A 13,455-nucleotide genomic window follows, 5' to 3' on the forward strand; every position below is an offset into this window, starting at 1 on the left:
ATGAAGGTGGATTTTTACTTGTAAAATACCTTAAAATTCAACCGCACTTTTGGAAATAAGAGTGCGGTTTTTATTTAACAATAAATTTCCTGTATGACAAATTGCATAGCATGACGCTCAAATTGCTTTTGTTTACGATGTTTTAATCGCCTTAAACGTAAGTTACGTGAAGTAGAGATATCACGGGATTTTATTTTTTTTTTTAAAAAGGTTTTGCGTTTTAACATCTTACTCTCCTATTCTTGTTTGTTTTCCATGATATTTTCATTTTCAGTATTGTTCTGATTTTCCTGAACGCGATGATAATTAACAATGCTTTTCATATAGCGACGGATATTTTCTACATATTGGTAGGCCTCATAGCCACGGGCATAGCCATACTTCAGATTGTTATAATGGCGTTTTTCTGCCAATAAGGGTAAATTATTTTTTACATCAAGCCAATTATCCGGATTTCCCCCTAATTTTTTTGTTAAACGACGTACATCCAGTACATGACCTAATCCCATATTGTATGCGGCAAGCGCATACCAAATGCGATCTTCTTGGGCGATACTGTCAGGCATTTGGGTCAATAACCAGTGTAAATAATCTGATCCCGCTTTGATACTTTGTTCCGCATCCGTTCGATTGCTGATTTTCATTCGTTCAGCAGTATCTCTTGTCAGCATCATCATTCCTCGTACGCCGGTAGGCGAAGTTGCATCCGGATTCCAGTGTGACTCTTGATATGCCATGGCTGCCAATAGACGCCAGTCCAACGAGCCTTTGTATTTTTCAAAGAGCGGTTGATATTGTGGAAGAATTTTTTCAATGGCATCTAAATAGGCTCGGCTATCGACATAATCAAATTGAGCAATATGACGGAAATATTTTTCTTCAATGCGATCAATTAAACCGGTATCTAAAGCATTGTTCATAAAATCTAATAAACTGGCCTGTAGTTCATTATAGGAATTATTGGCGAGGTACCAATGGACGGTCGCCTCATCGGTTAAATCAAAGGCTATCGCAAGGTTGGGGCGGATTTGTTGTGTCGTTGCTACGTCAATGGAATTGGCGATAGTGTAAGGAATTTTCCCTTCTGCAACTTGAATTAATAATTCTTCTTGTGTGAGCCACTTGTTGTTTTTCCACTGTAACTCTGGAAATTTTTTCTTAAATTGAGTCAATAACTCATTGAGTTCTTCCCCTCCGGCAATAGTGATTTCTTGTTGTATCTGGCTTAAATCTTTTGGTCGGTTTTCCCCTTTCTTATAGACCAGTTGCCAAGATGCAGAAGTATAAGCCGGACCGATTTGGAATTGTTCCGCGCGGCGAGGGTGGTAGAGTAAATTAGCAGCGGCAAAATCAATTTGGTTATTTTCGAGAGAATTAAAAAGTGCATCTGTGTTCTCAAGGGTTTTAATTTCCAGCTTAACACCTAAATAATCAGCAAAATTTTTTGCCAATTCATATTCTAAGCCGGATTCTCCCTCAGGACCGATCAAATAATAAATAGGATTATTGATTGTTCCAACAATAAGGCTGCCTCGTGATTTAATGGTAGTATAGTGATTTTCTTCCGATTGCATTATTTTCTGCCAAGGAAAAACCATATCAACCGCCCAAAGTAGCAGAGCAAATGCAGCGATAATCCGTAAAAATAAACCTTTCAAATATGTGTTCCTATTTATAAGCGTATCAAATAGCTAATCTATATTCGATGAATGATGCCAATGATTTTTTCGATTTACATCATTATATTTACCAAGTAAGTGATATTTAAAACCGGCAATATTAAAATTTTATTAAGAAACTTCCGCATTTTATTCATATTAGTCACGAATTAATCATCATAGTTAGAGGCTCATTATCATAATTGACTTTTTCGTAGATGTGAATAGTCAGTAATCAAGCGGAATTTTTATGTTATTCTTCTTGATATTTTATTTCTAAGGTTCTGTTTGGAATTATTACAATGAATGTTTTCATTTCTTTACCCTTAATAGAAAGGGTAGGGATATATTCTATCTCTACCCTGTACTGATATTAGGATTAACTGCGTCGTTCTTTTCGCGGTTTTTCATTAAAAGAGCAGTTGTTTTTTTCGTTGAATTTACGCCCGCGCTCACCGTGATTAAAGTCATTGCCGCGACCTTTTCGTTTACCGCGAGAATCATCATTATTACGGTGACCTTCTAATTTCACCGCACCTAAGAAAGACATTCTCATTTGTTTATTTAGTACGCGAGTTTTGCCGAATTGTTGTAGCAATTCTTTTGGCATACCTTGTGGCAATTCCACGGTGGTGTAGTCATCATAAAGTTTAATATGACCGATGTAGCGGCTGTTAATATCGCCTTCGTTGGCAATTGCACCAACAATATGACGAACTTCAACGCCATCCATTCTGCCGACTTCGATACGGTATAAATCCATCGGTTGTGGATTACCATATCCTTTCCGTTCACCACGACGTTCTGCGGAACGAGGGTTATCACGGCGTTCGCCACGATCATTACGGCGGCGTTTTTCCATTGGCGGATCCGGTGGAAGGATTAATTTTTGTTTACCTTGAAGCAGCATAAGCATTGCTGCTGCAATATCTTCTTGATCTTGATCCGCAGTAAATAAATCTTCCAATAAACTGCGATATTGCTCTAAATCGTGATGTTCGAGTTGCTTTGTAATTTTCGCCACGAATTTTTTACGGCGGCATTCTTGTAAGATTAAATGATTTGGTAATTCCACTTCATTAATCGGTTTTTTCATCAAATGTTCAATATTGCGGAGTAAGCGATGTTCACGTGGTTCTACAAATAATAATGCACGACCAGAGCGACCGGCACGACCGGTACGGCCAATACGGTGGACGTAAGATTCAGCATCAAGTGGAATGTCGTAGTTCACCACAAGACTGATGCGCTCAATATCAATACCACGCGCAGCAACATCTGTGGCGACAACAATATCAAGGCTGCCGTTACGTAAGCGATCAAGGGTTTGTTCACGCAGTTGTTGGGTCATATCACCGTTAAGTGCAGCTGAACGGAAGCCATTTTTTTCAAGAAGTTCGGTAATATCTAACGTCGCGGTTTTAGTGCGTGCAAAGATAATGGTGGCATCAAAATCTTCCACTTCTAAGAAACGAAGTAGTGCTTCATTTTTGCGTACACCGTGGACATACCAACAATTTTGTTCAATATCCGGTGCATTTTCGTTATTGACTTTAATCTTCACTTCTTGCGGATCATTCATAAAACGCTTAGTGATACGACGAATCGGTTCCGGCATTGTGGCAGAGAAAAGGGCGGTTTGATGATGTTCCGGTAATTCCGCCATGACTGTTTCAACATCGTCAATAAAGCCCATACGTAGCATTTCATCGGCTTCATCCAACACAATGAAACGAAGTTCGGATAAATCTAAGGTACCACGACGAATATGATCAAGAATACGTCCCGGCGTGCCTACGACAACTTGCGCACCTTGTTTTAATGCGCGTAGTTGAATGTCATAGCGTTGCCCGCCGTAAAGGGTGACAACACGTATGCCCTGTATATGTTTTATAAATTGATCGCAGGCATCCGCCACTTGAATGGCAAGTTCACGTGTCGGTGCCATTACTAACATTTGAGGGTGTTTTGCTTCAGTATCAATTTGAGCCAGTAAAGGCAATGAGAAAGCTGCAGTTTTACCACTGCCGGTTTGTGCCATACCCAACACATCTTTGCCGTTGAGCAAGTGAGGGATACAGGCTTGTTGAATGGGAGAAGGTGTTTCAAAACCTAGGTCAGAAACAGCTTTTAAGATGAACTCAGGCAGCCCTAAGTCATTAAAAGTGATTTTGTCAGTCATTAAAATACTCGAATATAAAAAGGAAAGCTCAAGAGGGCTTTCGGTTTAATTGTTGGACATCAAGGATAAGCTATCCTCAATGTAAAGTGCGGTCTAAAAGTTTCCTGTTTTTGGAACCGCACTTTTTACTTCTTTTTCCTGTTCTATTTGAGCTGGTTTTAGTTTCATGAGCTCAAAAGAGGCAAAACGATACTCAACAAAGTTATAAACCTGATTCGCCATAGCCAGTTTAAATAAAGCAGCCGCTTCATCAACCAGCCCCACATTGAGTTTTTGTTTTGCTAGATAAAAATAGGTTTCCGTAAGAATTTCGGCATATTGTTGTGCATTTTCAGCGAATTCGCCGGCACGTTGCTGTAATTCTTCCAAAGAAATGTGTCCTAAGTAGTATTGAACGATATTTGTACCCCAGAAGTCCTTTGACAGCCCTTTTGCTCGTTCGACAAGGTTTTTGTGGGCTTCTTGCGGTTTTAATTTTTGTTCGTTCAAATACAACCATAAAACACGATAAGGGTCCGTTGTATCGGCTTGGTAGAACTGCAAGAAATCTTGCTCGGCAAGATTATAACGTCCTACATAATAAAAATTTAAACCACGATTAAGGTGGGTGTAATCATAACTTGGGTCTAATTCAAACACCGCATTGAAGGTTTCCAATGCGCCGTCATAATCTTCCTCAAGCAATAGATAAAGCCCTAAATAATTATACATAGCAGCCATTTTAGGCTGTAATGCAAAGGCTTGAGTAAAATCGTAACGTGCGAGTCCCCATAAACCGAGGGAATCATATAGAACACCTCGCTCAAAATGCAACGAAGCACGTTCTTCATTACTCATTTTTCCAACTAATAATACTTGGCTAATTCGTACGATCATCACTTCTTGTTCAAAGTGTGAATTAGGGTTTTGTTCGGAAAGTATTACATGATTTTTAGACACAAAAGCACCTCTATACTGGACACAGCCGGCAAGAAACAATACCGCACATAAGCCAAATAAATAGGCTAAATAATGGCGAGATAGTCGAAAACACTGCATTGGCTTTCTTCTTGTGTACTAATATTTGTTGGAAGTTATAAAACTTGACGGCATTTACCGTCAAGTTTTGATCGTGTTACCAAGATTACTCTTGTTCTTCAGTAGAATCTTCTTGGCTTATTTCAGCGTCTTGTTTTGGTGCAAGCTCTTTCATGGTTAAGCGAATGCGACCTTGACGATCGATTTCGACTACTTTCACATTGACTTCTTGACCTACTTGAAGATAATCGCTGACTTTTTCAACGCGTTCTTCGGCAATTTGTGAGATATGAACTAATCCTTCTTTATTACCAACGATAGCAACGAATGCACCGAAATCTGCCAAGCGGGTAACTTTACCTTTATAAACCGCACCAGCTTCGACTTCTGCAACGATTTCTTCAATACGTACCATCACGTTTTTCGCTGCGTTGTTATCAACTGCGGCAATTTTCACTGTACCGTCGTCATCAATATCAATTGACGTGCCGGTTTCTTCGGTTAATGCACGAATTGTCGCTCCGCCTTTACCAATCACATCTTTGATTTTCTTCGGATCGATCTTCATCGTATGAATACGTGGTGCATAGTCAGAAATATCTGCACGAGGTGCAGGAATCGCTTGTTCCATCACACCAAGAATATGCATACGGGCACTTTTCGCTTGATTTAAAGCGATTTGCATAATTTCAGGGGTGATCCCTTCAATTTTAATGTCCATTTGAAGTGCGGTCACACCTTCGCGTGTTCCTGCCACTTTAAAGTCCATATCACCAAGATGATCTTCATCACCAAGAATATCGGAAAGTACCACGAATTTTTCTTCTTCTTTCACCAAGCCCATTGCAATACCGGCAACCGCAGCTTTAATTGGCACACCCGCGTCCATTAACGCCAATGATGCACCACATACCGATGCCATGGAAGAAGAACCGTTGGATTCAGTGATTTCGGATACTACACGCACCACATAAGGGAATTCGGCAAGGGTCGGCATGACGGCAGCCACACCACGTTTTGCTAAACGACCATGACCGATTTCACGACGTTTTGGTGAGCCGATCATACCGGTTTCACCCACAGAATATGGAGGGAAATTATAGTGGAATAAGAAATGATCGGAACGTTCACCGGTCAATTCATCAATAATTTGTGCATCACGTTCGGTACCGAGAGTGGCAACCGCTAAGGCTTGAGTTTCACCACGGGTGAAAATTGCCGAACCATGAGTACGTGGTAATACACCTGTGCAAATATCTAAAGCACGCACGGTATCAACTGTACGACCATCAATGCGTGGTTCGCCGGCAATGATACGACCACGGACGATTTGGCTTTCAAGTGCGGTGAAAATATCAATGATTTTACCTTCACTGATTTCTTCATCTTCTGCAGTAATTTGTGCGATAACATCTGCTTTAATCGCATCAATTTGCGCATAGCGGGTTTGTTTTTCAGTAATACGATAGGCATCACCTAAACGGGTTTCCGCAATGGTTTTTACTTTATTGATTAAATCGGTATTTGGCTCAGGTGCAACCCAATCCCAACGAGGTTTGCCCGCTTCTGCGGTAAATTCTTTAATCGCTTCAATTACAACTTGTTGTTGTTGATGACCGAATACCACCGCAGATAACATTTGTTCTTCTGTTAAAATGTCCGCTTCGGATTCCACCATTAATACAGCCTTATCCGTTCCTGCCACAACAAGATCCAAACGGCTCTGTTTTTGTTCCGACATCGTTGGATTTAACACAAATTGGTTGTTGATAAAACCAACACGTGCAGCACCGATAGGACCGTTAAACGGTACACCGGATAAGGATAACGCAGCAGAAGCACCAATCATCGCCACTAAATCCGGGCTAATTTGCGGATTAACGGAAACAACGGTTGCCACCACTTGGATTTCATTGAAGAAACCTTCTGGGAATAATGGACGGATAGGACGGTCGATTAAACGGGCAATTAAGGTTTCGCCTTCGGATGGACGACCTTCACGTTTGAAGAATCCACCCGGAATACGGCCTGCGGCATAAGTGCGTTCTTGATAATTAACGGTTAATGGGAAGAAATCTTGACCTTCTTTCACATCTTTTTTCGCCACAACGGTAACGAATACGCTGGTGTCGTCCATACTTGCCATCACAGCGGCAGTGGCTTGACGGGCAATCGCACCGGTTTCTAATGTGACGGTATGTTGACCATATTTAAACTGTTTAACAATTGGATTCACAATGTTTTCCTTTGATTTTGATATTATTAAAAACAACGCTTTATTTTCCAGATTGCGACTAGCAAAAGAAATCTTTAAGAAAACTTACCGCACTTTTGTGAGAAAATTTCTTTTGTTAGCCGCACGCTAATACAGAAAATAAAACTTGCACATTATACAGATGTTTTGGTGTGATTGGTAACTTTATTTCATCGAACCAACTTGTTATGATAACCTGATTTTTATTCATTCAGTAAGGAGAGAAAATGATTATTAGTAGCTTAACTAACCCGAATTTTAAGGTGGGTTTACCAAAAGTAATTGCGGAAGTGTGCGATTATCTCAATACAATAGACCTCAATGCCTTAGAAACCGGTCGTCATGATATTAACGATCAAATTTATATGAATGTGATGGAGCCGGTAACCGCTGAATCAAGCAGCAAAAAAGCAGAACTACACCATGAATATTTAGATGTGCAAGTCTTAATTCAAGGAACGGAAAATATTGAAGTCGGTGCAACCTATCCTGATTTAACCACGTATGAAGATTACAATGAAGCTGATGATTATCAGCTTACCTCATCGGAAATTGAAAATAAATTTACGGTAACATTAACGCCTAAAATGTTTACCGTATTCTATCCTTACGAACCGCATAAACCTTGCTGCCTAGTGAATGGAAAAGCGGAAAAAATTAAGAAACTTGTGGTGAAAGTGCCGGTTTCGTTAATTTAGTTTTTATGTAAAGTGCGGTTAAATATTTCGGTATTATGTCGCAAATGCACAAAAGTAGAAATTTAAACGACATGTAGGGATACACTGCGTGTGTCCCTACAAGCTAACCCAAAAAACAGATTTGTGCAACTACTATATAATACCGAAAAATTTTCTTGTTTTTTAACCGCACTTCAATCACTTATTTCAAAACCGTAATCGTCCATTTCGCCTCACCGATTTGTTCGAAATGGGTGACTTCGTATCCTTCTTCTGCCGCCCAAGCTGGGATGGCTTCTGTGGCTTGAGTGCAGTCGAATTCAATTTCAAGACCATCGCCTTTATTGAGCTTCGCCATTTCGGCTTTTGCTTCCACTAGAGGGAAAGGGCAAACTAAACCTAGTGTCGGTAATTTAACAATCATTTTTTCTCCTAAAAATTAAGTGGTAACAGTTTCTAGTCGTTGTGGACGGATAATGGTGAAATAAGCGGCAAACCAAGTGCCAAGCACCATTAACGGGAGGGATACCCAACCTTGCCATGAAAAATAGGCTGTGGCGACAAGGGCATTACCGATTGAGCAACCTCCTGCCAAACTAGCCCCTATGCCCATTAGTGATCCGCCGAATGCGCTGCGTACCATGGTTTGCGTATTCGGTAAGCGAAGGCGAAATTCGTTACTGCCTTTTGCAGCGATAAAAGAGCCGATAAAGATCCCTAATACCAAGAATACGCCCCAATTGATGAATTTTGTCTCATTGGTGATGAGATATTGCATAATGTTTGCTGAGGGCGTGGTGATACCTAAACCGCCAATTCGTCCTGTTGCCACGCTTAACGGCCAAGCTGCAAGTGCAATCAAACCAATTAATATTGCAGAAACAAAAGGATGCCAGCGTTTTTCAAATAAAATATGGGCAATACCGCTTTTTTTCGGTGTTAGTGTGGCGGCTTTTGCCTGTGGTTTCGCCAGATGTTTATACACATAATAGCCCGTGATGACGGTTAATAGTGCCACCAGCCACCATACGGATATCCCGGCACTTTCATAAATACTGCGTTCGTCTATTTTTACGCTGCGTAATGTTTGGTTGAATTCACCAAGCGGGCCGGTACGCATCATCGCACTGAACAACATATACATGAACAACGCCACCCAGCTACCAATTAAACCTTCTGCCGCACGATACCAAGTTCCCGTTGCACAACCTCCGGCATAAATAATGCCGATACCAAACAAAAAAGACCCCACTATGACGGCAACAAATTCAAAATTTTTGGCAGGCTCAATATTCAGCCAGCCGACTTCTTTCAAAATGAAAAAACCGATAGATTGCACGGTGATGGCAATAAGCAAAGCAACAAACATTTTATTGCTTTTTGTCACATATAAATCACGGAATGCGCTGGTAATACAAAATCGCCCCCGTTGCATCACAAACCCGAGCAAAATACCGCAGAATAACCCAGTCAAAAGCATTGAACCTCCTAAGATAATCTAGAAAAAGGATGGGTTATTTTTAATAAATTAAACGAGAATACGCCAAGAACTTTTAGTTAATTGATATGTAATTTAGGAATAAAAGTGCGGTCGAGAAATCTGGTATTTGCCACATAATACCAAGGTTTTCTCCCATTTAACCCTTCTCTAATATCGGTTTCAAGAATCTTGCCGTATGCGAACCTTCTATTTTCGCCACCTCTTCCGGTGTACCTGTCGCAATAATTTGTCCGCCGCCACTGCCTCCTTCAGGTCCAAGATCCACAATCCAATCGGCAGTTTTGATCACATCTAAATTATGTTCGATCACCACAATAGTATTGCCTTGATCACGTAAGCGGTGAAGCACAGCAAGTAATTGTTTAATATCGGCAAAATGTAAACCCGTGGTCGGTTCATCCAAAATATAAAGGGTTTTCCCCGTATCCCGTTTGGAGAGCTCAGTTGCCAATTTGACACGCTGGGCTTCCCCGCCGGAAAGGGTTGTAGAAGATTGCCCCAAACGAATATAGGATAATCCCACATCCATTAAGGTTTGCAGTTTACGGGCAATCATTGGAATCGCATCAAAAAATTCACGTGCTTCTTCCACTGTCATATCCAAGACTTGATGAATGGTTTTGCCTTTATAGCGAATTTCTAGGGTTTCACGGTTATAACGTTTCCCTTTACATTGATCACAAGGTACATATACATCCGGTAAAAAGTGCATTTCCACTTTGATCACACCATCGCCTTGGCAAGCCTCACAGCGACCGCCACGCACGTTAAAACTAAAACGCCCCGGGTTATAACCGCGAGCACGCGCTTCCGGCACACCGGCAAAAAGTTCACGGATTGGTGTGAATAAACCGGTATAAGTCGCGGGGTTAGAACGTGGTGTTCTTCCGATTGGGCTTTGGTTAATATCAATGACTTTATCAAAATGTTCCAACCCTTCAATGGATTTATAAGGGGCATGATCGGTTTTATCCGCACGGTTCAGCGCATTTTGAGCAAGAGGGAACAGGGTATCGTTAATTAACGTAGATTTGCCTGAACCCGATACGCCGGTGATACAAGTGAATAAACCAACAGGAATATCTAAATTCACATTTTTTAAATTATTACCGGATGCACCTTTCAATTTTAACCATTTTTTCTTATCAAGTGCGGTTCGTTTTTTCGGAATTTCAATTTGTTCAACACCGGATAAGAATTTACCGGTGATGGAATCAGCATTCGCCATAATTTCTTGTGCATTGCCTTGTGCAATCACTTGTCCACCGTGTACGCCTGCGCCCGGTCCGATATCAATAATATGATCTGCGGCACGAATGGCATCTTCATCATGTTCTACAACAATCACCGTGTTACCAAGATTGCGTAAATGAATCAATGTATTCAATAAACGTTCATTATCACGCTGATGTAAACCGATAGAAGGTTCATCCAGTACATACATCACGCCCACTAAGCCCGCCCCAATTTGGCTGGCAAGACGAATCCGTTGAGCCTCTCCCCCGGAAAGGGTTTCGGCAGAACGGGAAAGAGAAAGATAATTAAGCCCTACATTGACCAAGAACTGTAAACGCTCACGGATTTCTTTCAGAATTTTCTCGGCAATTTGTGCTTTTTGCCCTGTTAATGAAAGTGCGGTAAAAAACTCGAGGGTTTCACCAATGCTTTTTTCAGAAATCATCGGCAAATTAGTCGGTCCGATATACACATTCCGTGCTTCCGGGCGTAAACGTGAACCACCGCAATCGGCACAAGGACGATTGCTGATATTTTTAGCAAGTTCTTCACGCACAGACATAGACTCCGTTTCTTTATAACGGCGAGCCATATTATTTAAAATGCCTTCAAAAGGATGTTTACGAATGACCACATCACCGCGATCATTCATATATTGAAATTCAATCTCTTCCTTGCCCGAACCGTGCATGATGATGTGCTGAATTTTTTTCAGCAAAGTTTCGTAAGGCGCGTCCACATCAAAATCATAATGTTTTGCAAGAGAAGTAAGCATTTGATGATAGTAAAAATTACGGCGATCCCAACCTTTCACCGCCCCACCTGAAAGGGAAATACTCGGATTTTGCACCACACGCGCTTCATCAAAATATTGCTGCACCCCCAAACCATCACAAGTTGGACAAGCACCTGCTGGGTTGTTAAAAGAGAACAAACGGGGTTCTAACTCCGGCACGGAATATCCACAATGCGGACAAGCAAAGTTTGCAGAAAAGACCAGTTCTTCCGCTTTCGGATTATCCATATCCACCACAATTACCGTACCGCCGGAAAGCTCTAACGCCGTTTCAAAAGATTCCGCTAAACGTGTAGCTAAATCCGACCGCACTTTGAAACGATCTACAACAACTTCAATGGTATGCTTTTTCTGTAATTCAAGTTTTGGCGGATCCGATAGATCACAAATTTCACCATCAATCCTCGCACGAATATAGCCTTGTGCTGCAATGTTTTCTAAAATTTTAACGTGCTCCCCCTTGCGGTTTTTTACCACTGGAGCAAGTAGCATCATTTTTGATTCTTCAGGCAAACTTAACACTTTGTCCACCATTTGACTGATAGTTTGAGCGGTCAGCGGTACATCGTGATTTGGGCAGCGAGGTTCACCTACGCGAGCAAAAAGAAGACGTAAATAATCGTAAATTTCCGTGATCGTTCCCACCGTTGAACGAGGGTTATGGGAGGTAGATTTTTGTTCAATAGAAATCGCAGGCGATAAGCCTTCAATGGAATCCACATCCGGTTTTTCCATCAAAGATAAAAATTGACGGGCATAGGCGGAAAGGGATTCTACGTAACGGCGTTGTCCCTCCGCATACAACGTATCAAATGCCAAAGAAGATTTGCCGGAACCGGAAAGACCGGTGATCACAATCAGTTTATCGCGAGGAATAGTTAAATTGATATTTTTAAGATTGTGGGTTCTAGCCCCACGAATGTCGATATTTTCCATAAATAATGCGTTCTGCCAATTATTTTCTCAAAATTGCGAGCATTATCGCATATTTCAATATCTGTGCAAATATCCAGTTAAATCTTATAGATCTTTTGCAAAATTTCAGGCAAAATAACCGCACTTTTTTAATATAAAAATGAGGATTCTTCAATGGCAGGAGTAAATAAAGTTATTATTGTGGGTCATTTAGGTAATGATCCTGAAATTCGTACAATGCCAAATGGTGATGTCGTCGCCAATATTAGTGTCGCAACCAGTGAAAGTTGGAATGATCGTAATACCGGTGAACGTCGTGAAGTTACAGAATGGCATCGCATCGTATTCTATCGCCGCCAAGCGGAAATTTGTGGCGAATATTTGCGCAAAGGTTCGCAAGTGTATGTAGAAGGTCGTCTGCGTACCCGCAAATGGCAAGATCAAAACGGACAAGATCGCTATACCACAGAAATTCAAGGTGATGTGATGCAAATGTTAGGTGGTCGCAACCAAAATGCCGGCGGATACGGAGCACCGGATATGGGACAAAGCAGTCCGCAACCATCTTATCAAGCGAACGCTAACAGCAGTTATCAGTCATCCCGTCCAGCCCCACAACAAGCAAAACCACAGGCTGAACCGCCAATGGACGGTTTTGATGATGATATTCCATTCTAGCCCCATATATTTTAGAAATGTAAAATATAAGTCTTAATACTCAAGAGAATCCTTTATTTAAAAGGATTCTCTTTTTTACATTAATTTTGACCCAAGCATCATAACGCCCCGCCAAATAAGCTTACCCTCGCTGTTCGTCATCTCCCTCGGGATGCCGATTTGGCACAGTGGAAGTAGTTCACCTCGTGTTCAATTCTGTTATGTTTTCCGTCTTTCCATCCGATACATTGTGCCAACGGCTCGTAGCTATTTGGGTCGCGGTAAATGTAGGTAAAGTGCGGTCGGTTTTTTTGGGTGTTTTGCGCACGTTGGGGGCGTTGCACGTGATGGATTTCCTGCACTAGATGACTACCGTCCCACACAAACTTGGTTTGGATTTCCGCCTCGCCCTGTTTATTCCGTTTCGCTTTCGCTATCCGTCTGCCGAGGGCGTCATAATAATAGACCCAACTTTCTTTGCCGTAGCGAGTGGTCATCTCTGCCCCACCAGACGGTCATTTAAGTCATAGCGGTAACTCACCCGATTGTCCCGGTCGTAGGT

The 13,455-nt window shown here is 41.5% G+C and carries 11 protein-coding genes; 2 read left to right on the forward strand and 9 right to left on the reverse strand.

Annotated features, from left to right (window positions below):
- Positions 1-74: 74 nt before the first annotated feature.
- The 5 genes from BKK47_RS12585 to pnp all read right to left on the reverse strand — a co-directional run bounded on the left by BKK47_RS12585 (position 75) and on the right by pnp (position 7,093).
- Positions 75-227, reverse strand: a complete 153-nt coding sequence (locus tag BKK47_RS12585; RefSeq protein WP_167366173.1) for a hypothetical protein — start codon at positions 225-227, stop codon at positions 75-77.
- A gap of 9 nt (positions 228-236) precedes the next feature.
- Positions 237-1,658 carry a membrane-bound lytic murein transglycosylase MltF gene (gene mltF / locus BKK47_RS06465; protein ID WP_077494070.1) on the reverse strand — a complete coding sequence of 474 codons (1,422 nt, stop codon included), beginning with the start codon at positions 1,656-1,658 and terminating at the stop codon, positions 237-239.
- 379 nt (positions 1,659-2,037) lie between these two features.
- Complete coding sequence (locus tag BKK47_RS06470) at positions 2,038-3,840, reverse strand: DEAD/DEAH box helicase (RefSeq protein ID WP_077494071.1); 1,803 nt, start codon at positions 3,838-3,840, stop codon at positions 2,038-2,040.
- A 93-nt stretch (positions 3,841-3,933) separates the two neighbouring features.
- Positions 3,934-4,878 (reverse strand): lipoprotein NlpI, encoded by a 945-nt coding sequence (gene nlpI / locus BKK47_RS06475; RefSeq protein WP_077494072.1) that lies wholly within the window; start codon positions 4,876-4,878, stop codon positions 3,934-3,936.
- An 85-nt stretch (positions 4,879-4,963) separates the two neighbouring features.
- Entirely contained in the window at positions 4,964-7,093 is a 2,130-nt protein-coding gene (pnp, locus tag BKK47_RS06480; protein ID WP_077494073.1) for a polyribonucleotide nucleotidyltransferase, read from the reverse strand.
- Between the two features lie 245 nt (positions 7,094-7,338).
- Between pnp and nanQ the strand changes: the two genes are divergently transcribed.
- Complete coding sequence (gene nanQ, locus BKK47_RS06485) at positions 7,339-7,809, forward strand: N-acetylneuraminate anomerase (RefSeq protein ID WP_077494074.1); 471 nt, start codon at positions 7,339-7,341, stop codon at positions 7,807-7,809.
- Positions 7,810-7,990: 181 nt separating this feature from the next.
- Here the strand turns inward: nanQ and BKK47_RS06490 are convergent, their stop codons facing one another.
- The 3 genes from BKK47_RS06490 to uvrA all read right to left on the reverse strand — a co-directional run bounded on the left by BKK47_RS06490 (position 7,991) and on the right by uvrA (position 12,257).
- Positions 7,991-8,212, reverse strand: coding sequence for a sulfurtransferase TusA family protein (locus BKK47_RS06490; RefSeq protein WP_077494075.1), 222 nt, complete (start codon positions 8,210-8,212; stop codon positions 7,991-7,993).
- A gap of 15 nt (positions 8,213-8,227) precedes the next feature.
- The gene (locus BKK47_RS06495) at positions 8,228-9,268 is read right to left on the reverse strand and encodes a YeeE/YedE family protein (RefSeq protein ID WP_077494076.1); all 1,041 of its coding nucleotides are present in this window, start codon (positions 9,266-9,268) and stop codon (positions 8,228-8,230) included.
- A gap of 157 nt (positions 9,269-9,425) precedes the next feature.
- Complete coding sequence (uvrA, locus tag BKK47_RS06500; protein ID WP_077494077.1) at positions 9,426-12,257, reverse strand: excinuclease ABC subunit UvrA; 2,832 nt, start codon at positions 12,255-12,257, stop codon at positions 9,426-9,428.
- Positions 12,258-12,410: 153 nt separating this feature from the next.
- On the opposite strand from uvrA, the gene BKK47_RS06505 reads away from it, so the two are divergent.
- Complete coding sequence (locus BKK47_RS06505; RefSeq protein ID WP_077494078.1) at positions 12,411-12,914, forward strand: single-stranded DNA-binding protein; 504 nt, start codon at positions 12,411-12,413, stop codon at positions 12,912-12,914.
- A 137-nt stretch (positions 12,915-13,051) separates the two neighbouring features.
- Here BKK47_RS06505 and BKK47_RS12710 read toward each other — a convergent pair whose 3' ends face one another.
- A complete protein-coding gene (locus tag BKK47_RS12710) occupies positions 13,052-13,390 on the reverse strand; it encodes a hypothetical protein (RefSeq protein WP_077494079.1) in 339 nt (112 codons plus the stop codon).
- Positions 13,391-13,455 lie beyond the last annotated feature (65 nt).

It is taken from the genome of Rodentibacter mrazii (assembly GCF_001998825.1).
Classification (GTDB): Bacteria; Pseudomonadota; Gammaproteobacteria; order Enterobacterales; family Pasteurellaceae; genus Rodentibacter; species Rodentibacter mrazii.